Raw genomic sequence first — 22385 nt, 5'->3', positions numbered from 1 at the left:
CGTTTCGCAGCAAAAGAGAAAACTGATTGAGCAGGGCTTTGGCTGGGCCAAAACGGTGGGCCGGATGCGGCAGGTCATGGTGCGCGGGCTTGAGCGGGTCGATCAGATGTTTGTGCTGACGATGGCCGCGTACAACTTGACGCGTATGCGCACCTTGGGACAAATCCGTCTGCAGGCGCAGTGAGGGGTGAAAAAAACGGCAGCAGAGCTTCAAACCAATAACAAAAGCTCAAAAAAGCACTGGAATCTCAAAATATGAAACAGAACCGCAAAAATAAACCGCTTCGAGTCAGCTGCTGCGCTGGCGCAGTGAGTATTTCAGCAGCCTGCTAGGAAACGGCCAGGGACTGGACTCCCGCGCCATCGCCGAATCGTGAGCAGGCCTCGTCGATGGAAACGAGTGCAAAGTCGAGTAGCCTTGTGCTGCTTCGGTGTGCCACGGCTTCGCTGTGTGCCATCAAAAGATCTTTGCGCAACATGCCGAGGGTGAAGGTCACGGGGCCCGAAGCTTGCACCATCCTATGCACATAGGCTTGAAACAAGGGGCCCGACGCTGTTCCGCCACCCAGGGCATCGAGCAGTTCGTCACCACCGATGCCGCTCGCGCGCGCCAGGGCCGCGCCGTCCGCCAGACCAAGCAGCGCGCCAGCCATCATGGTCTGGTTGATCAGCTTCATGCGATAGCCGGCGCCGCTGTCACCGCAGTGAATGATGCGCTGGCTCAACATCTCGAGGAGCGGTTTACAGCGTTCCAAAACCTCCCGCTCACCGCCCACGAAATGGGTCAATTTTCCCGCGCGCGCACCGGTGACGCCACCGGTGACCGGACAGTCCAGCACCACGGCCCCCACCTCTGCCGCAAGAACGCGCAACTGCAGTGCCGTCGCCGGCGCAGCGGTGCTCATCTCCAAAAATACCGTGCCAGGCCGTGCTCCCGGCAGCATGCGCCGGTACACCGAAAGAACGTCCTGCGGCCCGCCGACGGCCGTCACGACCACATCGCTGCCATGGGCGAGCGCCGCCGGCTCATCGACCCATACGGCACCTTCATCGATAGCTGCTTGGGCCGCCTCAGGTCTGCGAGCCCAGACACGCATCGAGCAGCCGGCCTTCAACAGCCGGCTAGCCATAGGCGAGCCGATGTTCCCAAGCCCGATCCACCCAACTTTGCGCTGCGTCATGCCTTGAATCCAGCAAGCCCGTGAAGTGTCGAAACGGGGTTATTGAATCTGGATGTTGGCTGCGTGAATGACCTGACTCCACTTGAGCGTCTCTGCGGCCAAGTGCTCGCTCAGCGCCTGCCGCGTGCCGCCCAGAGGCGTAGCCCCCATGTCCGCAAACTTCTTCCTGACATCCGCATCACGCAAGATTTCGTTAACCTCCGCATTGACACGGTCGAGGATTGCCGGCGGTGTGTTCTTCGGGGCAAGCAAGGCGAACCAGGTTGACGACTGCAGCTTGGGATGCCCCAACTCTGTCGTGGTCGGCACATCCGGCAATGCGGCCGATCGCGATGCAGACATGATGGCCACGGCACGCAGCTTGCCGCCCTTGACCTGCCCCACGATACCGGGCACCAGCTGGAACATCGCCTGGATGTCGTTGGCGATCAGGTTCGTCGTTGCCTGGCCGGGCGCGTTATAGGGGACATGCACCAGCTGGGTCGAGGTCTCGCGCATAAAAAGTTCCCCGGCCAAATGCATCGAACTGCCGTTGCCCGTCGAGCCGAAATTCACGCGCGTCGGGTGTGCCTTTGCATACTCTATGAAGTCCGCCAGGCTCCTGACGGGCAGGTCGTTGTTCACCACCAGGATGTTCGGAACATCGGCAACCAACACGATGGGAACGAAACTTTTTTGCGGATCGAAGGGGAGGTTGCGATAAAGGCTCGGGTTGACCGCCAAAGTTCCCGCCCATGAAAACAGCAGCTTGTAACCGTCGGGCTCTGCGCCAGCGGCTGTCGTCGCGCCGATGTTGCCGTTGGCACCGCTGCGGTTGTCGACGATGACCGTCGAGCCCAGTCGTCTGCCCAGTTGCTCGGCCACGATACGAGCAATGGTGTCGGCGGTACCGGCACCGCCCGGCGCAGGCACGACGATCTGCACTGGCTTGCCGTGCCCCGGCCAGTCAGCCGCCAGCGAAGGCAAAGAAAGACCGGGGATGAGTGTCGCCGCAACAGCAATTTTGGAAAGGAGTCGACGCATGGTTTTTTCCTCGTTGAAAGTGTATTGGATCCGTCTCGCGACGGGCTAGGCGTGAACTGGGTAGGAATTGAATTCATGTGTGGCACGCACGACGGCCCGGATGCGGGCATCGCTGGCGGCGATCGGCAAGACGCAGCCAGGCCCTATCATCAGCCGGCGGCCATCGGTTTGAAGCAGCGCATCCTGTACTTCGCTTGCGATCTCCTCTTCGCTGCCATGAAGCAACGTGCCGTGTTCATTGATCCCGCCGACGAGCAGCCGGGGAAACAGCGCCGACGCCTGGCTCAAACTAGGATCAGTCAGGCGGTCGTGCCAATTGAACATGTCGGCCGGATAGTGCGAGAGCAGGTCGAACATGACGTCGTCACCGTGGGCGTGGAGCATGTTGAGCTTCGCCTTGCCGTGCAGCGCAGCGAAAACCTCGAGGTCGTAGGCACGGCCAAAGCGCTCGTACTCTTCGACGCTGAGCAGTCGATGCGATGCCAATTGGGTCGCGAAGAAGATGCCATGGGCCCCGGCACTGATCGCGTCGAGGGCAAAGCGTATCGTGACGTCGGTGATGATTCGCAGCGCATGCTCGAGTGCATCTGGCGCGCGCCTGAGGTCTGCGAACAGTTTGTCCGTTCCGAGCTTGCGCGCCGTCGTCAGGGGGCTGAAGACCGTTTGCAGCAGCGGCACCGAGCCCCGCAGCGCCTTGGCCGTGGCGGCCAAGGCCTGGTTCTGCCGGCCATACGAGCCCTTGCGAACATCGAGTGCTTGGAGGCGCAGCCAGTCTTCCGTGCGGACCACCGCCGGTTTGACGACCTCGCGCGCACCATTGGCGGCACCGCGGTAGGCGCTGATGGCACCCCAGTCCTCGACGCCATACGTGCCCGAGGGCATGAACTTGACCAGGTCAAACTGCCACTTTTCCTGCCACTCGAGCGTATGGGCGACCAGCTTGTCGGGACACTGGTCGTCGTCTGGGAAGTGTCGCCACATGGCCACGGGCGGGCGATCAGTACGATTGCCGAGAATGGCTGCTTCTACTCGCTGCCAGTGATTCATTGATTGCATATAACTTCGCTTTCCCGTTGAGATGCAGCCAGTTTTCCATGTCAAAAACTGGATGACAAACGGGTTGTGCCAACAGCAGCGTTTGTTGAACACAAATGCTAGGAGCAGGCCAACGAAGCGATGGCGTGACGCTGTAGGCGTTCAGGCCGTCGCAGCAGCCTCAATGAGGCTGGGTGTGCCGTCACACAAGAGCCGCAGCAAGGCCTTGGCATGGCCGGAGAGCTTCTCCGATTCGCGCCGGGCACATATGCGCAGTTGTCGCCTGGCCCACGGCTCGCATAGCGTCAAGACGTTCACGTTGTCGCACTTGAGGTTGCTCAGCACGGATCGCGGCACGATGGCGATACCTGCTCCCGATTGCACGAGCGCCACGACGGCAGAGAAGCCCGCGACCTGAATCCGGACGTCTAGCTGATGGCCCATAGAGGCCGCCTTCCCGACGAGAAAGGTATGAATCGCCGTCCCGCTGTTCAAGGATATAAAGGGCTGACTGAGGCAACTCGTGAAACTTGTCGTTCCGTTCTTGCCGACGCTGCTTGCCATGGGCGTGACGACGACAAGTTCATCCTCCCGATAAGGATGGAAGTTCAGTTGCGGGTGCTCGTCGTCCCAGGTGACGACCCCAAGATCTGCCCGGCCTTCAGCGACGGCAGACACGATGTCGTGACTGAGGCGCTCTTCCAGCGACACGCGTACGTCGGGGTAGGCGCGGAGAAAGACCTGCAGATCACCTGGCAGAAACGAAGCAATGGCGGTGCTGTTGGCGAACAGCGTCACCTGGGTCTTCACGCCATCGGCGTAGGGCGCCAAATTGGCGTGCATCTGTTCGAGTTCGGCCAGGCATCTCCGGCAATGCTCAAGCATCACCTGCCCCGCCCGGGTGAGTGACACGCCGCGCGCCTCCCGTTTGAACAGTTGAGTACCGAGCGTTTCTTCCAGCTGCTTGATGCGCAGACTGGCCGACGACGGCGCAAGAAAGCAGGTTGCCGCACCGCGCGACACGTTTCCCGCATCAGCGACCGCCACGAAAAGTTTGATGTCCACGAGGCTGTAGCGCATAGCGTTCGTCCAGAACAAAGGGCGATTTCGGAATAGCTCGTTTGTCCTTCGCAGTCACCCGTGAAACACTGCATAGGTCCAAGCGCCCGGCCCATCGGGTCGGGAAACATCCGAAACCTAGAGGCAAAATCGAAATGTCAACTCAAATCATTCTAGCGCCCGACGCACCCGCCGCGATCATGTCATTTGACCGCAAGGAGCGCTGAGCCATGTCACGATCCTGGGTACAAGAAGCCATTCAGCGCATCGAGCGCGATTTTCAACGTTCGTCCGATACCCACCTGGTGTCGGTGGAGCTGCCGGCGATGCCGCAGGTGCAGCTCTACATCAAGGACGAATCAACACACCCGACGGGCAGCCTCAAGCACAGGCTGGCGCGTTCGCTGTTCCTGTACGGGCTGTGCAACGGCTGGATCCGGGAGGGAATTTCCATTGTTGAAGCCTCTTCGGGCAGCACGGCGGTCTCGGAAGCCTACTTCGCGCGCATGCTCGGCCTGCCCTTTATTGCGGTGATGCCACGGAACACGTCGCCGGCCAAGGTGGCGCAAATAGAGTTCTACGGCGGCCAATGCCACTTTGTCGACAACCCGGCGCATGTGTACGTCGAGGCCGAGCGTGTGGCGCAAGAGCGCAACGGCCACTACATGGATCAGTTCACCTACGCCGAGCGTGCAACGGACTGGCGCGGCAACAACAACATTGCAGAGTCCATGTTCCAGCAGATGCGCAGCGAACGGCATCCGGTGCCACGCTGGATCGTTGTTGGCGCAGGCACCGGTGGGACATCGGCAACCATAGGCCGCTACATCCGATACCAGGGACACGAAACTCAGTTGTGCGTTGTCGACCCCGAACGCTCGGTGTTCTACGACTACTTCCATGATCGCGACGCCACCATCACGAACCACCGCAGCTCTGATATCGAGGGCATCGGACGCCCTCGCGTGGAACCCTCGTTCGTTGCAGGCGTCATAGACCGCATGATTCGGGTTCCCAATGCGGCATCGTACGCGGGCATGCGCTTCCTGGAGCGTCTGGTCGGCCGCAAATACGGCGCATCGACCGGCACCGACTTCTACGGTGCGATCCAGCTCGCATGCGAGATGACCGCGCGCGGCGAGGCCGGCTCCATCGTCACCCTGGCATGCGATCCTGGCGAACGCTATTTGGATACTTACTACAACGACGCGTGGCTGCACGCGAACGGCTACGACATCGCACCTTATGAGGCGCAACTGACGCGAGCCCTCAGCAAGGGCCGATGGTCGAGCGAGGGCTTGTGCGAATCCTTCGCCCACCATGCGAGCGCCAACACGCCGGTGGCGGTGCCGGCCTAGCTACCAACGGAGGCCCCCGGCGCTCCAGGGCAGTCGGGGTTTGCCGTTTCAAGGAATGTCCACCGTACAGACTTCCGGACCTGAGCTGTCAAGCACTCGAACGGAAGAAACACGATGGACAAGTACGAAAGTTCGATCCACACGGCGCGTGATTGAAAATATCACGTCGTCATTTCCAGAGTCAACAAAGGACTGCTGTACACGCAATTGAGGCTGCATCTGGACGAGGTGTTCCGCAAGCGGGCAGCAGCCGACGACAAGTACCCGCAACCACTGCATTACCGAAGTGCATCCCGCCCCATTGCAGACCTTCAATCTGAATGACGGGTTCGGAGAACGTTGATCGTCGGCCCCAGACTGGGAGCCGACCTTCAAGAGAAAAGCGTGAGCGACGGAATCGGGCCCATTGCCGTCTTTCGAGTCAGCAAGGCACTGACGTACATCTTGTGCTCGATAGAGCGCACGGGGCCGCAGAAATGCGCACACCACTTGTCGCAACTCGCTTTCTAGCTAGCCGCCACGAACTTGCAAATCTCGCTTGAATACTCTCGGAGAAACGCTTGCTTGTTGGGTAGTGACTCCGTGGTGTGTGGCGGCGGGATGTCCATAAACGAGAAATGGCCGGCCCCTTCGGTGATGCGGACATCCACTGCGGTCCAATCGCGCATGGCACGCGCCAGCCATTCCGTTTGGGCTGGAGGAGTAATGCTATCCGCCGAACCCACCCACGCCAAAACCGGGATTCGTACGGCATCGAGTGCTGACGGAGCTTGAAAAAATCCGGTTGGTGGTGCCAAAAGGGCTAGACGAACCAAGCGGCTATCCGGTGCGATGCTGACGCGCCGACCTGGCCCCAACCACATTTGACCTCCGGCCATCGTGACGAGGGTAGCTGCACCAATCGAATGCCCCACACCTATTGCTTTAGCGGTGGGTTCAACGAATGCGTCGAGTGTGAGCGAGAGGCGTCTTGCCCGGAGGGTCAACTCCTCCATTGTTGGGGTGGTCGAAGCAAGTCGATCGAAATGCGGTGCTACGACCGTGCACCCAGATTCAGTCAAGGCGTCCAGGAGCGTAGAGAGCCGTTCCGGCTGACCACCCAATCCCACGGCGAAAAGGACCACCGGAGAACCTGGGGCGGATTTGCGCACTGAGACCTCAAATGAATGAGCTCCGTCTTGCAGCGTCTGCGTCAACATTGAAAATTACTCCTCTTGGCAAGTGATTTCGATAGGGCTTTGTGCGATGTATTGGACATCAAGCACTTTCATCGTGACCGTCCCAGCGTCTGCTCTTCGGCGGATTCTGTGCGGATGCCGGGAGTCCGCTGCCGGCCGATGGCCGTCACGCAGCTACATCGTCTCGCGCTGCTGGGCGAGCGTTATCGCAGACGAAATCGCCGCTCGTGCCTGAGGACTATTCTTCCAACAGCTCGAACCGAGAAGGGAGGCCGCATTCGACACAATATCCAGCGTGTTGGCCTTTGCCAGGTGCGCCAATGACTCGAATCCAAGTTGCTCCAGGCGATACACGACGGTAGGACCGACGCCCTTAAGTGCCAGCAGGGCCTGGCGTTCCGAGATGGGAAATGGCATGTTGAACGGACGCTTAGATGCAATTTGTAGTTGACGAAGGCCAGCGTAACGCGCCGGCCACGCAGTAATTCGGAATTTCGGTCATCGCTGGGTACATATCGAATGTCAATTTCTGGCCGAACTCTGCCTATGCTCGCTCGCGGCAAAGCGGCGCGACCTGTCCAAAATCACCTCCGCCGCCTCGCTCGCGCTGACGAGCGCCGAATCGATGACTAGGCGGTTTGTGGTCCACGCCTCGTAGTTGCGATGCATGACAGCCTGCCAAGTTGGCAGGACGAACCCCTGAATGTCAGCTTCTCGACGTTCCACACGGCTGCGGTGTTCGGCCAGGTCAGAGCACACGATTTCCACCTCAAGCATGGGCGACGATGCACTGGCTGCCACTGCCCTCCATGCTTCGCGGGTGACCGCCAGCGGATTGACGCAATCAGCAACCACCGGCATACCAAGCGCGAGGTTCGACTTTGCAAGCTCGTAGGCAACGAGGTAGCCCATGGGGCCAATATCTTCGACACGCCCATACGCCGTTCTGAGCGCATGCTCGATGGTGTCGACGCGCAGAAAGACAGAGGACCAACGCGCGACGAGTTCGCGCCCTATGGTGGTCTTGCCAGTGCCGGGTAGCCCGCCGATGACAATCAGCATCCGATTCTCCGAGGTCAATTTCATTGAATTTTCGCGGTGACAACGAAGGTCTGTTCTTGGCCGACTGTAGCCTAAGCACCTCCGGCGCAGCGGGCCCCTAGTGAGACCGCGTAGTATCCAAGCAAGCCGACTCCCCTCTTAAAACAGGTCTTGCTGGGAAGTGGTCAACGCCATAAAGCTCTCCCCGAATGGGAAAAGAATGGCGTCCGCAATCGGCTGAAGTTGCTTGGACAGATAGTGTTCATAGTCGATGCTGGACTGACGTGCCTCCAACGGCTCCGGCCCGCCCTTGGTCATGACGTATTGAATCCACCCGCCGCTCTGGTACTGCTTGGGCCGACCGACTGCCGCATTGTGATCGTCGGCAATCCGCGCAGCGCGGACTTGCGGCGGGACGTTGACCTCGTAGGCGTCGAGGCGATGGCGCAAGCGCTTGCGGTAGATGAGCAGGTCATCCTTGTCACCTGCCAGCGTCGACTGCGCATAGTCGGTGACGAACGCGCGGTGCGGCTCATCATGGAAAATGCGCGTCAGCAACCCTTCTTGAAACTGGCGAGCCAACGGAGTCCAGTCACTGCGGGCCATCTCTAGGCCGCGATAAACCATCTCCTCTCGCCCATTTGCATCCACGCTCAGACCCGCATAGCGCTTCTTGCTGCCCACTTCCGACCCCCTGATGGTTGGCATGAAGAATTTCTTGTAGTGGGTGTCAAACTCGATTTCCAGGAAATTCTCCAGACCCTGCTCCTCGCGCAGCGTACGGGTCCACCAGGCGTTGATGTCTCGTACCAGCTCCGCCGCCACGGCGTGCGCTTCGTCATTTGTGTGGGCCCGCTTGAGCCAGATAAAAATCGAGTCGGTGTCGCCGTAAATGGCTTCATACCCTCTGTCCTCCACGAATGTCCGGGTGAGCTTCATCATCTCGTGCCCGCGCAAGGTCACAGCCGAGACCAGCTTGGGGTTGAAGAACCGGCATCCAGTGGCGCCCAGCACCCCGGCAAAGGAGTTCATGAGCAGCTTCAGGGCCTGCGACAAAGGCTCGTTCTTTACCCGCTTGGCTTCATCGCGGGCCTTTGAAAGAGTGGTCACGATTTCCGGCAGGCAGTGCTTCTCACGTGAAAACACGGTCTCCTGGGGCCCGGAGACGCCCATCGCTGCGTCGGCCAGATTCATGCCGTCAGCAAAACCCACAGGGTCGACGAGGAAGGTCCGGATAATCGATGGGTACAGGCTCTTGTAGTCCAGCACCACGACTGAGTCGTAGAACCCGGGCTTCGAGTCCATGACATAGCCACCAGGGAATGCTTTGGTCTCTATCTCGCCCACGTTGGGCGCGACGTAGCCTTGGCGGTGCATCCGCGGCAGGTAGTGGTGGCTGAATGCGGCGATGGAGCCGCCGAAGTGGTCGGCCTGCAGGCCTGTGGTTTGGGCACGCTCCATCACGAACTGCAACAGCTTGGCTTTCTCGAAGATACGCAGAACCAACTCGCAATCGCGGATGTTGTAGACGGCCAGGGCTGGTTTGTCGTCCTGATACCGACGCTCAATCTCGGCCATCTTGTCGTAAGCGTCCCCGATGGCCTTGCCCTCGCCCAACAGCGTCTGCGAGACATTCTCCAAACTGAAGGAAGGAAAACTCCACACCGCCGCCTTCAGTGCATCTATGCCGTCGATGACCAGGCGGCCAGGTGTGGGCGCGAACAGGTAGCCTTGCTTGCCCGGATGGGTACGCCACTGGATGGGTTGGCGGTCTCGGCCCAGCAGGAGCTTCACACCGCAATCGTCAGCCGTCTTTTGAAGCACCCGCAGGTCGAACTGAATCACGTTCCAGCCGAGGATGACGTCGGGGTCGTTGCGTTCGAACCAGGCGTTGAGGTTCTCGACCATCGCCTTACGTGTCGGGCAGTAGACGAGCGCGAAGCCCAGAGGCTCGCCCACCTCAGTCGGCGGCTCGCCAAGGATGAACACGACGCGCTCGGCCATCCCGTCCAAGGCAACCGAATACAAAGCCTCGTGCTGGCTGGTCTCGATGTCCAGCGACACGACCTTCAGCACCGGCCGATAGTCGGATGCGGGCTTGAGTCTGCAGTCAACGATTGACGAGCCTTCAGCGCGGCCTCCTTGGATGAGGACACCAGCGGTGATGAACCGCTCCATCAAGTAGCGGTCGTGGGGGCGCACGTCGGCTTCGAGCAGCGGAATCTGCAGCGGCTGAAGGGCGCGGGCAAGTTTCCCAAGTTGCCGAAAATGCGTCGCGTAGACACCGATGACCGGTTCCTGATGGAAGGTCCGCAACTCAAGCGGGCGGAGCTGCATACGAGGAAAGGCAGCGAGCTGCGCCTCGACCGCTTCCCGATGCCGTGCCGGGACGAACGCCACAGAGGTCTGTGCGGTGATGACCACCTTCCTCGGCCCGGCCTCAGTCGCCAGCCAGAACTCGATTTCTGTGCCAGCCGGAGCATCCCGCCAATGGCGGGTGAGGATGAAGCCCTTGTATTCGGTCACGGAAGCCTTGAGTCGGGTACTTGGGCGCGGCGCCCTGTGCAGGCTACAGGGTGATTGGGTTCTCTTTCGCAAGAGATACCGCTTTAGTCAAGTGTACTGTACAAAAAAACAGTACCAACTGGCGTATATGCCCACATCCCGTCTCGGTGCGGCTATCAGGAAACAGGGGTGCAAGCAGCCCAATGTTCAGCTTCTACGGACCGCGCGGCGGTGCAATGCCTGTTGAACCAACATAACTCGCCTGAGCCCGCTATTGGCCAACTGTAGCCGCGCGGGCAGTCGCCCCAAAAGCTCCGAAGCAGTTGGCCCGAGGACAGGTCGCGCCAAAGCTGTAGACGTCACTCTGCGACGATGAGCGCTCACGCTGCGCCGAGTAAACTGAGCGGATGGTCTTTGCAACGATGAAGGAAATGAGGGGTGGACTGCCGATTCTCGCGTTCGCCTCCCCTGAGGATTGGGGAACGTGGTTGACCCAAGAAGCAGCCACATCAAAGGGGCTCTGGCTCAAGCTGGCCAAAAAGAGTGCCGCAGCACGAAGTGTCTCCCACAAGGAAGCCATCGAAGTCGCTCTTTGTCATGGCTGGATTGATGGGCAGCTCGACAAGTATGACGACCAATGGTGGCTGGTTCGATTCACGCCGCGCTCGCCAAAAAGCAAATGGTCGGAAATCAATCGCACGGCAGCGTTGAAACTCATCGAAGACGGCCGGATGCTTGCATCTGGCCTAGCACAGGTGCAGGCGGCCCAGGCAGATGGCCGCTGGGATGCAGCCTATGCACCCCAAAGCACCGCAATCGTCCCCGCGGATTTGCAGGCGGCGCTTGACGTATCTCTTGTGGCCAAGCGCTTTTTCGAGGAACTCGATGGCGCCAATCGCTTTGCAATCCTCTACAGGATACAGGACGCAAAGACACTGAAGACACGTCTCCAGCGCATCGAAAAATTTGTCGGGATGCTCGCGCGGGGTGAAACGATACATCCCACCAAAAAGCTCACAAACGGGTAGCGGGCTGCAAGGTCGACTCGTGGCCCGATTTCCCTGCCAGACCTAGCAGAGCATCGATGGCTTCGCTCGCGGAAACGGGTTTCACCAAATTGGGCCACTGGGGTTGAAAGGCTGGTTTTGACCGACTCTGGCCTGAGGTGGAACTGCAGTTTACGACCGCTTCCGCTGTTTAGTAGCCGATCAAGGAGTGACCGCGACCGCCTGAAAGAGACTGACTGCGGACAGTCGCGTTGCTCCTGAGCCGTCGTTCAACGTTCAAGTTCAGCGCGCCCTAGGCGATGCGCAGGAGCGCGGCGTTAGACACCTCTGTCAAGGAGGTAGCAGTCGAGCCGAAACCGGCCATATTAAAGCGTTCCCCGTGGGCTTACAGCCCGGATCTAGAATGCTCCCATGGTGGCTCGCGACAGATTAGTTCCAATCATTGTGGCCAGCCCACTTTTCCTGCAAAACCTCGATACGTCGGTGATGGCAACGGCGTTACCGAGCATCGCAGAGTCCCTGAAGGTGCCGCCCCTGCACTTGAACCTAGCCATCACGTCCTATCTGTTGAGCTTGGCCGTGTTCCTTCCCATCAGCGGCTGGCTCGCCGACCGCTTTGGTGCCAAGCGGGTGTTTTGTCTGGCCATTGCATTTTTCTCGCTGGGATCGGCCTTGTGCGGTGCAGCCAATTCATTGCCTGAACTGGTGCTATTTCGGATTCTTCAGGGCCTTGGTGGGGCGATGATGGTACCGGTGGGGCGTCTGATCCTGCTTCGCTCCGTGCCACCCTCACAAATGATCTCCGCCATGGTGTGGTTCACGGTGCCCCCCGTGATTGGCCGCATGGTTGGCCCCCTGTTTGGGGGCGCCATCGTCACACTGACCTCCTGGCGTTGGATTTTTCTCATCAATATTCCTTTCGGCGTGCTGGCCATTTTTCTGGCTCTGGCGTTTGTGGAAGACATGGATGGGGCCGCGGCACCGGTTCCCTTCGACACGAAAGGGTTTGTGCTGTTAGCGCTGGGACTGAGTGCGCTGCTGGGCGCTTTAGAAACGGCCGGCAAGGCCGTCGTGCCCATCTGGGTATCCCTGTTAGTTGCTGGCCTCGGTTCGCTGACGCTCTTGTTGTACTACCTGCACGGCCGCCGCCAGACGCATCCCATCATCGACTTGAGCATCCTGCGTTTTCGGACCTTTAGGACGAACGTCCTTGGCGCCGCGCCACTGCGTATTGCCATTGGCGCTTCACCTTTTCTGTTGCCACTCATGCTCCAGCTGGGCTTTGGCCTGTCGCCCCTGGCATCAGGCTTGTTAACGGTTGCCACGGCCATTGGCGGCTTGGGAACCCGGATCGTCATGAAGCGAGTCATTCACAGTGTTGGCTTTCGTCACTTGTTGATTGGTGCAACTGTCCTGACCAGCTTTTTTTACATGAGCTACAGCCAGTTCAGCCCATCCACACCGCACCTGCTTATATTTTGTACACTGATGATAGGAGGCCTGGTTAATTCGATGTGCATGGTCGCATTGGGGGCGCTAGGGTTTTCAGAGATTCCCCCAACCCGCATGAGCCATGCAACGGTGCTTTCCTCCATGGTCCAACAACTCTCAGTGAGTTTTGGTGTTGTCCTGGGCGCATCATTGGTCAGTGCAGCGGCCTGGTGGCATGGCGGCGACACGGCCCACGTTCAAGCCGAGGATTTTTCTCCGGCATTTGTGGTGGTGGGCATGCTAACCATGCTCTCGCTTTACTCATTCTTGCAGTTGCATCCCAAAGAGGGGGCTGGACTGCACTGATCGCTTTCGCTGCATTTCAGCCGTCCACCGCGATGACCCGTCGAAGGCCTAGGCCTGCTAGGCGAAAACCACCATTCCTGCGAAGAGGAATACATGCTGATTGACCACCCCGCATCGCCTTCGGCTAGTCGCGAGAATCATTCGTGCGCCCTCCCTGCCTAGATAAGCGCTACCAATTCAATAGCTGCCTGCGCCCATATTCATTGGTCCAGAGGCTGAAATCACTCTTCAAATAGGCTATTTGCAAATAAACGGCAATGAGCAGCGGGTCGTGGTCGGCGGCATCAGGCTGGCTGCCGTCATACCGCTTTTTGATCTGCTTGCGCCAGACCTGGGGCAGCTGGCACAAGCCCGTACCGGCTCATGACGGCCACCAATGCGCTCTTGTCTGGCGGGCCACCTGCATTGACGACGGCCGCGACATCTTTGAAGTATTGAGCGCCAATGTCCGGAGACAGCGTGATGAGTGCGCGGGCGACGCTGTCAAACGGATTGGAAAACGCGTGCACCGTGCCCTTTGGAGTTTGCATGCTCTCTCCTGGGGACAGATCTCGCGTATCGGAGCCCACTGTGTAGCGAAGCGTGCCCTCCAAGACATAGACAATTTCTTCGTTGTTTGAATGGCTATGCGGGGGTGGAACGTTTGAAGCCGGCGGTACGGTGAGCTCAAACATACCCAGGCTCGTTGTTTGCGAACCATCGATAAGGTAGCGGATGCCTAATTGGCCAGCGTTGATTTCAATTGCGCTCATGGTGGTGCTCACTGATTTGATGATGATTGCTGAAACACTGGCGCCTCACGTCACTAAAAAGGGCTAGCCCCTGGCGATGCAGGCTGCATAGCTGCATAGCTGCAAGACCCACCATGGGCGTTCCTGCTCCAAAGAGTCGAACCAATGAAAATTGAAGCGCCATCCCGGTCTTCTGGAGTTGAATTACGCGTCCAAGCACGTCTCGTGCCCAGCTTCGTTGATACACGAAAACTCAATGAAATCAACATTGCCCACTACCCAATTGCTGGGACGATAGTTGTTTGAAGCGCGTGCGTGTCAAATTCTTCGACAGTCGCTAGACGGGAAACAACTGCTTGAAGTAAGGCCCTGCATTCTCAACAGCTGGTCAATTTTGATTTCGCCAATTGGCAATTGCGACGACAAGCGCTCTCCATTGCGGATTCAACCGGTCAGCGCAACACATTGACCGAACATCTCAGCCGGGTGCAGCGTAAACCAGCACCTTCAACGCCCTCTCCTCGGCCACATCCGCAAACACCGCCGGATTGGCCACGCGTTCCACAAACGTCAACTCGGGCGCCAGCTCCCGCATCTGGTCTTGCAGAAAATCCACGCCCAATTCCGGCGCATTCAGGCACAGCAGCACATGGCCGCCCGGCATCAGCATATCGTGCAGTCGGTGCATCAGGCGGGCGTAGTCCTTGGTGGCCACAAAACTGCCCCGCTGAAAGCTAGGCGGATCAACGATCACCAGCTCATACGGGCCGCTGCGATTGATCTTGCCCCAGGTGCTGAAGATGTCATGCGCCAGAAAACTGCCGCCGGCCGACAGGCCATTGAGCTGGTGGTTTTGCTGACCGATGGCGATGGCGCCCCGGCTCATGTCCACATTGACGACCTGTTTGGCGCCAGCCTGCAGCGCCACCACAGAGAAGGCACAGGTATAGGCAAAGAGGTTCAGAATCGTCGCCCCGCGGCCGCCCACCGGATGCGCCGTCACATAGTCACGCACCCAGCGCCTGCCCTCGGCCATGTCGAGGAACAGGCCGTGGTTTTGCCCCTTGAGCACGTGCACGCGAAACTTCGCGCCCTGCTCAGTCACCACATGCGGCTCGGGCACGCTGCCGGCCATCAGCCGCGTTTCGGTGCGCCCCTCATGCCGGCACTGAAACACCCAGTTAAGCGACTCGCCGGGGGCCAATTGCTGCCAGCGCGCCGCCAAGGCCGCGCCCACGGCGGCCAGTTCGTCGTCGCTGGCGGGCTGGAAGCTGGTTAGCACAAAAACGGGCGGGAAGGCGTCCAGCGCCCAGTGTTCACAACCCGGATACAGGCCGCCGCGGCCATGGAAGATGCGTTGGGCGTCGGTGGGCAGATCCATCGTGGCGATGGCGTTGAGCAAGGCTTGCATGGGGTGCTATTCAAAGGGGGAAAATGAAGAAGTATCACGGGCAAATTGGCCCTCACGAATGAAGCACTGCCACTTGCGCCGCGAGCAACTTCTTCACCGCTCAAAAACAGGCAGTGCAACCCTCGTCGCGACGCCTGCCGCACACCAGACTTTTCAACCTGGCTTCGAACACCAAACAGGCCGCCATCCTGGCCTTGAGGGTTTAGACACCCTGCCTGCCGGCCAAGGAGTCGACTTGATCCAGGCGAGTATCCAGCAGTGAACCAATTCAATCTGTACTCCCCATGGATACTGCTTAGCTAACTACTTTTTCCCTAGCGCCTGCCAGGTAATGAGGGAATCAGGCAATCCGCGCAATCACCCCGCCCAGCGCCTGGGCCGTACCCACCTGGGCTGCCAGCGTGATGCGGCCGCGGCAGTGGGCAAGAACCTGCATCTCCATCTTCATGGCTTCCATGACGGCAATCACCGCGCCCTCTTGCACCATGTCGCCTTCGGAAACTTTCCAGGACTGCAAATTGCCAGCGATGGGCGAAGCTACCGCAGTCGCATCGACTACCGCCTCAGGTGCCGCAGCCTGCGCCGATGCGCCCGAGGCATTGGCCAGGCCCTGCAGCAAAACAGCTGGCAGGCCTAACAGCACACGGCGGCCGTCGATCTCTATGGCGGTGCGCAGCAAGCTGCCATCCGGCTGGGGCGCGCTGCGCGCCTGGGCTTGAATAGCCTCGGCCAGCGGCGCGGCGAAGTCGGACTCAATCCAGCGGGTATGCACCTTGAAGCCATCAGCGCCGACAAAGTGCGGGTGCTCGATCACAGCGCGGTGAAAGGGCAGCACCGAAGCCACGCCCTCGATCTGGAACTCCCGCAGCGCACGGCGGGCGCGGCTCAGCGCCTGTTCACGCGTGGCGCCGGTGACGATGAGCTTGGCCATCAGCGAATCAAAGGTGCCCGGCACCACCGAGCCGGTCTGCACACCGGTGTCCAGCCGCACGCCGGGGCCTGAGGGCGCCTCAAAGCGCAGCACCGGGCCGGGCGTGGGCAAGAAGCCTCGGCCCACGTCTTCGGCGTTGATGCGGAACTCGATCGAATGGCCCTGCGGCGCGGGTGTTTGCGTGATGGACAGCGGCAAGCCATCGGCCACGCGCAGCTGCTCCACCACCAGGTCCACGCCCGTGGTCTGCTCGGTCACCGGGTGTTCCACCTGCAGGCGGGTGTTGACCTCCAGAAAGGAAATGGCGCCACTTTGGCTCAATAAAAACTCCACCGTGCCGGCGCTGGTGTAGCCCGCTGCCGCGCAGATGTCGCGGGCAGAGGTATGGATGCGCTCGCGCTGCGCGTCGGTCAAAAACGGCGCGGGCGCCTCTTCCACCAGCTTCTGGTTGCGCCGCTGCAGCGAGCAGTCGCGCGTGCCCAGCACCACCACGTTGCCATGCGTGTCGGCCAGCACCTGGGCCTCGATGTGGCGTGGCTTGTCCAGAAACTGCTCGACAAAACACTCGCCACGGCCAAAAGCCGTCACCGCCTCGCGCACGGCGGAGGCAAACAGCTCCTCCACCTCATCCATGCGCCAGGCGATTTTCATGCCGCGGCCGCCGCCGCCAAAGGCCGCCTTGATGATGATGGGCAGGCCATGCTGCTCGGCAAAGGCCAGCACCTCGCTGGCGTCATTCACCGGATCGGTCGTGCCCACCACCAGCGGCGCGCCCACCTTCAACGCAATCTTGCGCGCCTGCACCTTGTCGCCCAGCTGGGCAATGGTGGCTGGCGAGGGGCCAATCCAGGCCATGCCGGCATCTATCACGGCCTGGGCAAAAGCCTGGTTCTCAGACAAAAACCCATAGCCGGGGTGCACGGCGTCGGCGCCGCTCCTGCGCGCCACCTCCAGCAGTTTGGCGATGTTCAGATAGGTATCGGCCGGGCGGTCGCCGTCCAGGCCATAGGCCTCGTCGGCCATGCGCGCATGCAGCGCGTCAATGTCGGCATTGGCGTACACCGCCACCGACTGCACGCCGTAGTCGGCACAGGCGCGGGCGATACGGACGGCGATTTCGCCTCGGTTTGCGATAAGGACTTTTTTCATGGGAAGCTTTCAGTTTTCTACAGCAGCGCTGGGCGCGAGTTCTGCGAAAGGAAGAATAGGGTTAAAGCGCAGCCAGGCGCCCACGGGAATCTGTCCCGCGCGATCCAGGTGGTAAGGCGCCACAGCGGCAATCACGGGGTAGCCGCCAGTCAGCGGGTGGTCGGCCAAAAACAGCACCGGTTGGCCGCTGGGCGGGACCTGCAAGGCCCCCAGCGCCGTGCCCTCGCTGGGCAGCTCGCCCGTGATGGCGCGGTCCAGCGGCACATCGCCGGCCAGGCGTAGGCCAACCCGGTTGGACTGGGCCGTGACCTGCCAGCGCTGGGCCGCCAGCCGCGCTACGGCTTCGGGGGTAAACCAGTCGGTGCGCGGGCCCAGCACCACGTCCAGCACCACATCTTGCTGCAGCGTGGGCAGGTTGTCGGGCGGCAGTTCGGCGGCGGCCACCACGGCGCTGGCAAGTGCCGGGCGCACGCCCAGCACCTCACCCACGGCCAGCGGCGACGGGCCCACATTGGCCAGGGTATCGGTGGCGCAGCTGCCCATCACTGGCGGCTGCTCGAAACCGCCGCGCACCGCCAGATAGCAGCGCGCGCCGGCCTCGGGCTGGCCCACGGCCAGGGTGTCGCCATCGGCCAGCGCCACCGACTGGTAGCGCGGCACGCTCCAGCGACGGCCGTCGGCGGTGGTAACGCTCAGGGTGGCGTCGGCGCCGGTGACGGCCACCACGTTCTCGCCCAGGCTCTTGAGCTGCAAGCCGCCGCCCACGGTTTCCAGCGCCGCGGCGTTGCTGGCATTGCCCACCAGGCGGTTGGCCACCTTGACTGCGGCCTGGTCCATGGCGCCCGAGGCAGACACGCCCTGCCCGGCCTGGCCGTAACGGCCCAGGTCCTGGAACAAGGTGAGCAAGCCTGTGCCGCGCACCTGCAGCGCGGCCTGGCCTGGTGCCAGCGCCTCGCTGTTGCGGCCGGTGGAGGCAGAAGATTGAGCATCTTTTTGGCCGCTAGCGCTTGATGGGTATGCGCCGGCAGCTATCTTTTGCGTAGCAATATCGACAAAGCGCACACGGTAGCCGGGCTGCAGCAAAGCGGGCTGCGCACGGGCAAGGTCCCACATGGCCACCGGGGTGACGCCAATGATTTGCCATCCGCCCGGGCTGGCCTGCGGGTACACGCCGCTGAAAGCGCCGGCCAGGCCCACGGCACCGGCGGGAATCCGGGTGCGCGGCGTGCTGCGGCGCGGCACGTTCAAACTGGGATGGCCGCCGCTCAAATAGGCAAAGCCGGGCGCAAAGCCGGTGAAGGCCACGGTGTACTCGCTGCCGGTGTGGCGGCGCACCACTTCTTCGGGCGTGATGCCCAGTATCTGCGCGACCTCGGCCAGGTCTTCGCCGTCGTACTGCACCGGGATGTCGACCAGGGTGCTGCTGCGCTCGGAGCGCTGAGAAATGTCGCGGCCGACGATGTTTTGCACCAGTGCGGCGGCGCTGGTGGCCGAGGGACGAAAGCGAACAAAAATGGTTCGCGCAGCGGGTACCAATTCCTCCACGCCGGGCAAAGGCTCGCGCTGCAGCGAAGCCAGCAGGGCCAGGGTCTGGTCCAGATCGGCCAGCTCCACCAGCAGCGCGTTCAGATTAACGGGCAAAAAACGCATGGCGCTCTAGCCTGCCAAGGCCGCAAAGGCCGTGATGCTGATGCCGTCCTGCTCGAAGCGGCTACGCAACTGGCGGGCAATGGCCACCGCGTCGGGGCTGTCGCCATGCACGCAGATGGAGTCGGCCTGGATAGCCACCAGGCTGCCGTCTATGGCCTCGACCACGCCTTCGCGCACCAGGCGCGCCATGCGCTGGGCAATCAGCTCGGGGTCGTGCAGCACAGCGCCCTTTTCGCGGCGCGACACCAGCGCGCCCGAGGGCGTGTAGGCGCGGTCGGCAAAAGCCTCGGCCACCACGCGCAGGCCGGCGTCGCGCGCCCAGTCCACCAGCGGCGCGCCGGCCAGCGCCACCAGCACCAGGCTGGGGTCGATGGCGCGGATGGCGGTGATCACGTCTTTGGCCTGACGCGCATCCTGGGCGATGGTGTTGTACAGCGCACCGTGCGGCTTGACGTAGCGCACCGTGGTGCCCGCCGCAGCCGCCAGGCCTTGCAGGGCGCCAATTTGGTAGATCACATCGGCCACCAGATCGGCGCTGGCCACGTCCATGTTGCGGCGGCCAAAGCCCGCCAGATCCGGATAGGCGACGTGCGCACCCACCGTGACACCGCGCGTAGCGGCGGCGTGCAGCGTAGTCAGGATGCCGGCGGGGTCACCCGCATGAAAGCCGCAAGCCACATTGGCGCTGCTCACAATCTCCAGCATGGCGGCATCGTCGCCCATGCTCCACGCGCCCAGGCTTTCACCCAGATCACTGTTCAGGTCTATTTTCATCATCATGTTCTCGCAATTTAGTCGCTCAATGAGGTCGCTCAATGCAGCTGCCCGCCGGTTTCGCGGACATCCTCACGCACTTCCAGGGCGGTCTGGATCGCCAGCTGTATGCCCTTGACCTGGGTCTCCAGCGCCATGCTGGGCATGCCAGGGCGCGATGCCGCCAGTGCGGGCAAGGCCGGCACGTGGATAAAGCCGCCGCGCACCCCGCCCCCGGCCTGCGCCAGCCGATGCATCAGCGCATAGAAGATGTGGTTGCAGACAAACGTGCCGGCGGTGTTGGACACCGCTGCCGGCACATCCGCTGCACGCATGGCGCGCACCATGGCCTTGATCGGCAGGGTAGAAAAATAAGCCACCGGGCCGCCCTGCTCTACCGCCGTGTCCACCGGCTGGCGGCCGGCATTGTCGGGAATGCGGGCGTCGTCCACATTGATGGCCACGCGCTCTGGCGTCAGCTCGGCGCGGCCGCCGGCCAGCCCCAGGCAGACCACCAGCGTCGGGCGCCACTGCTGCAGGGCTTGATCGAGGCTGGCAATGGCATCACCAAACACGCAGGGCAGTTGCACGGCGCGCACCGTGGCGCCGGCGTGCTGCCAGCCGTCCAGCGCACGCGCCACCTCCCACGAAGGATTCATAGCGTCCTGATCGAAGGGCTCGAAGCCGGCCAGCAGCACATTCAGCGCGGCGGGGGAAGCTTTCTGGGGCATGGCAGGTCCTCCTCAGCGGAACATCAGGAAGTTCAGCAAAAAGACATTGACCAGCAGCAATGCCAAGGCGGTGGGCACCTGGGCCCGGATGACGGCATTCTTGTCCGGCAGCTCCAGCAGCGCGGCGGGCACGATGTTGAAGTTCGCCGCCATAGGTGTCAGCAAGGTGCCGCAGTAACCCGACAACATGCCGACAGCCGCCATCACGGCCGGGTCGCCGTGGTACACGCCCACCAGCACAGGCACGCCCACGCCGCCGGTCATCACCGGGAAGGCGGCAAAGCCATTGCCCATGATGACGGTGAACAGCGCCATGCCGATCACGTACACCGCCACCGCCACAAAGCGGATGTCCATATTGATGTAGGTGGTGGTCACATAGGCCACGGCCTTGCCCACGCCGGCGTCAGAGAACACCAGGCCCAGCATGCCCAGCATCTGCGGCAACACCAGGGCCCAGCCCAGCGCATCGGTCAGGCGGCGCGACTCGCGCAAACCCTGCACCGGCGTTTCACGCGTCATCCAGCAGACCAGCGCTAGCGAAATCACGCAACCCACGCCCAGACTCACCAGCGTGGTGTTCTTGGGGTCCAGCAGCGGCGTAGCACCGATGAATAAATGCTTGGCCGACAAGGTGCCAATCATGGTCACCACCGGAATCGCCAGTGCCGGAATGAACAGCTTGTTGCCCAGGCGCTTGGCGCTGGCCAGATAGTCCTGATCGCTGCGCGGCGTATGGCGACCCGAGCCCACGCCGCCAAAGCCGGCAATCAGCGCCATGGTCACGGCACCCACACCCACCCAGGTGGGCGGAATCAGGTCACCGATCACAAACAGCAGGGCATACAGACCCCAAAACAGCCCGGTGGAGTAGCGCTTGGGATTGCTCTTGTCGGTGAGCGTCATGACGGCGGTAACCGCCAAAATGAAGCCCATGAGATAAAACAGGTGATTGATGGAAAGAATCATGATGCTCAAGCTCCCTTGACGTTGACGTCGCTGGCCGACTCGGCTGCGGAGGAAGCGGCGTGAGCAGTCAACTCGCGGTGCAGCATCTTGTCCAGGCGACTCAGGCGCCAGGCATGGATGGCGAATGCGCAGACCGCGGTCGGAATGCCCCACAGCGCCACATGAATGGGCTCAATCTCGATACCCGCCTCGCGCAGGAAAGTGGTCATGAGCACGATGGCGCCAAAGGCCACGAAGATGTCTTCACCAAAGAACAGGCCCACGTTGTCGGTCGCCGCCGAGAAGGCACGCAGCTTGTGACGGATGCGGTCGGGCAGCTTGCCGTAGCGCGCCTCTGTGGCGCCTTCAGCCATGGGCGCCAGCAGCGGGCGCACCATTTGCGGATGACCACCCAGGCTGGTCAGGCCTATGGAGGCCGTCAGCTGGCGAGCGGCCAGGTAAACGATGAGCAGGCGGCCGGCGGTGGCCGACTTGATGCTGCTGATCCAGTTCTGCGCGTGCTGGCGCAGGCCGTGGCGCTCCAGCAGTCCGATCACGGCCAGCGGCAGCAAGATGATCAGCGGCAGATTGCGGGTCTTGATGAAGCCGGTCCCTATGGTCGCCAGGATCTTGTCGATGGGAAAGCCCGCGGCAAAGGCCGTGGCAATGGCGGTGACGATCACCACCAGCATGGGATTGAAGCGCAGGATGAATCCCACGATGATGACGGCCACCCCGATGAGCGGCCACAGATTGACAACACTAGGCATATTGATCCTTGATTAAGCAGTCAAATGCAACACCACTTGCCGCCATATCAATGAACAAAATATCAATCATTGTGTGGCACAAAAACAAGTTTTGTTGAACAAAACATATGAAGTGAAGGAATGATAT

The 22385-nt window shown here is 61.3% G+C and carries 19 protein-coding genes; 4 read left to right on the top strand and 15 right to left on the bottom strand.

Annotated features, from left to right (window positions below; all coding sequences use genetic code 11):
- Nucleotides 1-184: transposase (locus tag BM160_RS08005; protein ID WP_143093203.1), on the top strand; the 184-nt coding region annotated here is incomplete at its 5' end.
- Between the two features lie 145 nt (nt 185-329).
- On the opposite strand, the gene BM160_RS08000 is transcribed toward BM160_RS08005, so the two are convergent.
- The 4 genes from BM160_RS08000 to BM160_RS07985 all read right to left on the bottom strand — a co-directional run bounded on the left by BM160_RS08000 (nt 330) and on the right by BM160_RS07985 (nt 4319).
- Nucleotides 330-1181: an NAD(P)-dependent oxidoreductase gene (locus tag BM160_RS08000; RefSeq protein ID WP_092003174.1), complete on the bottom strand. Its 852-nt coding sequence runs from the start codon at nt 1179-1181 to the stop codon at nt 330-332.
- A 39-nt stretch (nt 1182-1220) separates the two neighbouring features.
- A complete protein-coding gene (locus BM160_RS07995; protein WP_092003172.1) occupies nt 1221-2204 on the bottom strand; it encodes a Bug family tripartite tricarboxylate transporter substrate binding protein in 984 nt (327 codons plus the stop codon).
- Nucleotides 2205-2249: 45 nt separating this feature from the next.
- Nucleotides 2250-3251, bottom strand: coding sequence for a uroporphyrinogen decarboxylase family protein (locus BM160_RS07990; RefSeq protein WP_255368728.1), 1002 nt, complete (start codon nt 3249-3251; stop codon nt 2250-2252).
- Nucleotides 3252-3401: 150 nt separating this feature from the next.
- Complete coding sequence (locus BM160_RS07985; RefSeq protein ID WP_092003168.1) at nt 3402-4319, bottom strand: LysR substrate-binding domain-containing protein; 918 nt, start codon at nt 4317-4319, stop codon at nt 3402-3404.
- A gap of 209 nt (nt 4320-4528) precedes the next feature.
- On the opposite strand from BM160_RS07985, the gene BM160_RS07980 reads away from it, so the two are divergent.
- The gene (locus BM160_RS07980) at nt 4529-5656 is read left to right on the top strand and encodes a PLP-dependent cysteine synthase family protein (protein ID WP_092003165.1); all 1128 of its coding nucleotides are present in this window, start codon (nt 4529-4531) and stop codon (nt 5654-5656) included.
- A 1352-nt stretch (nt 5657-7008) separates the two neighbouring features.
- Here BM160_RS07980 and BM160_RS07970 read toward each other — a convergent pair.
- The 3 genes from BM160_RS07970 to BM160_RS07960 all read right to left on the bottom strand — a co-directional run bounded on the left by BM160_RS07970 (nt 7009) and on the right by BM160_RS07960 (nt 10401).
- On the bottom strand, nt 7009-7251 hold the full coding sequence (locus tag BM160_RS07970) for a Pathogenicity locus (RefSeq protein WP_092003160.1): 243 nt from the start codon (nt 7249-7251) through the stop codon (nt 7009-7011).
- 105 nt (nt 7252-7356) lie between these two features.
- Nucleotides 7357-7896 (bottom strand): P-loop nucleotide/nucleoside kinase family protein, encoded by a 540-nt coding sequence (locus BM160_RS07965; RefSeq protein ID WP_092003158.1) that lies wholly within the window; start codon nt 7894-7896, stop codon nt 7357-7359.
- Nucleotides 7897-8034: 138 nt separating this feature from the next.
- Nucleotides 8035-10401 (bottom strand): DNA polymerase II, encoded by a 2367-nt coding sequence (locus tag BM160_RS07960; RefSeq protein ID WP_092003156.1) that lies wholly within the window; start codon nt 10399-10401, stop codon nt 8035-8037.
- 386 nt (nt 10402-10787) lie between these two features.
- Here BM160_RS07960 and BM160_RS07955 point away from each other — a divergent pair, with 386 nt between their 5' ends.
- Nucleotides 10788-11408, top strand: a complete 621-nt coding sequence (locus BM160_RS07955; RefSeq protein ID WP_255368726.1) for a YdeI/OmpD-associated family protein — start codon at nt 10788-10790, stop codon at nt 11406-11408.
- A 390-nt stretch (nt 11409-11798) separates the two neighbouring features.
- Nucleotides 11799-13184, top strand: coding sequence for an MFS transporter (locus tag BM160_RS07950; RefSeq protein WP_092003153.1), 1386 nt, complete (start codon nt 11799-11801; stop codon nt 13182-13184).
- A 299-nt stretch (nt 13185-13483) separates the two neighbouring features.
- Here the strand turns inward: BM160_RS07950 and BM160_RS07940 are convergent, their stop codons facing one another.
- The 8 genes from BM160_RS07940 to BM160_RS07900 form a co-directional block, all read right to left on the bottom strand.
- Entirely contained in the window at nt 13484-13936 is a 453-nt protein-coding gene (locus tag BM160_RS07940; RefSeq protein ID WP_092003148.1) for a cupin domain-containing protein, read from the bottom strand.
- 457 nt (nt 13937-14393) lie between these two features.
- On the bottom strand, nt 14394-15326 hold the full coding sequence (locus tag BM160_RS07935; protein ID WP_092003145.1) for a class I SAM-dependent methyltransferase: 933 nt from the start codon (nt 15324-15326) through the stop codon (nt 14394-14396).
- 340 nt (nt 15327-15666) lie between these two features.
- The gene (locus BM160_RS07925) at nt 15667-17406 is read right to left on the bottom strand and encodes an acetyl/propionyl/methylcrotonyl-CoA carboxylase subunit alpha (protein WP_092003139.1); all 1740 of its coding nucleotides are present in this window, start codon (nt 17404-17406) and stop codon (nt 15667-15669) included.
- A gap of 9 nt (nt 17407-17415) precedes the next feature.
- Nucleotides 17416-19056, bottom strand: a complete 1641-nt coding sequence (pxpB, locus tag BM160_RS07920; protein WP_092003136.1) for a 5-oxoprolinase subunit PxpB — start codon at nt 19054-19056, stop codon at nt 17416-17418.
- A 6-nt stretch (nt 19057-19062) separates the two neighbouring features.
- Complete coding sequence (locus BM160_RS07915) at nt 19063-19830, bottom strand: LamB/YcsF family protein (RefSeq protein ID WP_092003219.1); 768 nt, start codon at nt 19828-19830, stop codon at nt 19063-19065.
- A 38-nt stretch (nt 19831-19868) separates the two neighbouring features.
- Nucleotides 19869-20540, bottom strand: coding sequence for a pyroglutamyl-peptidase I (pcp, locus tag BM160_RS07910; RefSeq protein ID WP_092003133.1), 672 nt, complete (start codon nt 20538-20540; stop codon nt 19869-19871).
- A gap of 12 nt (nt 20541-20552) precedes the next feature.
- Nucleotides 20553-21509: a DUF979 domain-containing protein gene (locus BM160_RS07905; RefSeq protein WP_092003217.1), complete on the bottom strand. Its 957-nt coding sequence runs from the start codon at nt 21507-21509 to the stop codon at nt 20553-20555.
- Nucleotides 21510-21514: 5 nt separating this feature from the next.
- Complete coding sequence (locus BM160_RS07900; RefSeq protein WP_092003130.1) at nt 21515-22258, bottom strand: DUF969 domain-containing protein; 744 nt, start codon at nt 22256-22258, stop codon at nt 21515-21517.
- Nucleotides 22259-22385 lie beyond the last annotated feature (127 nt).

It is taken from the genome of Polaromonas sp. OV174 (genome assembly GCF_900112285.1).
GTDB lineage: Bacteria > Pseudomonadota > Gammaproteobacteria > Burkholderiales > Burkholderiaceae_C > Polaromonas.
This window is presented reverse-complemented; position numbering and strand designations above follow the sequence as displayed.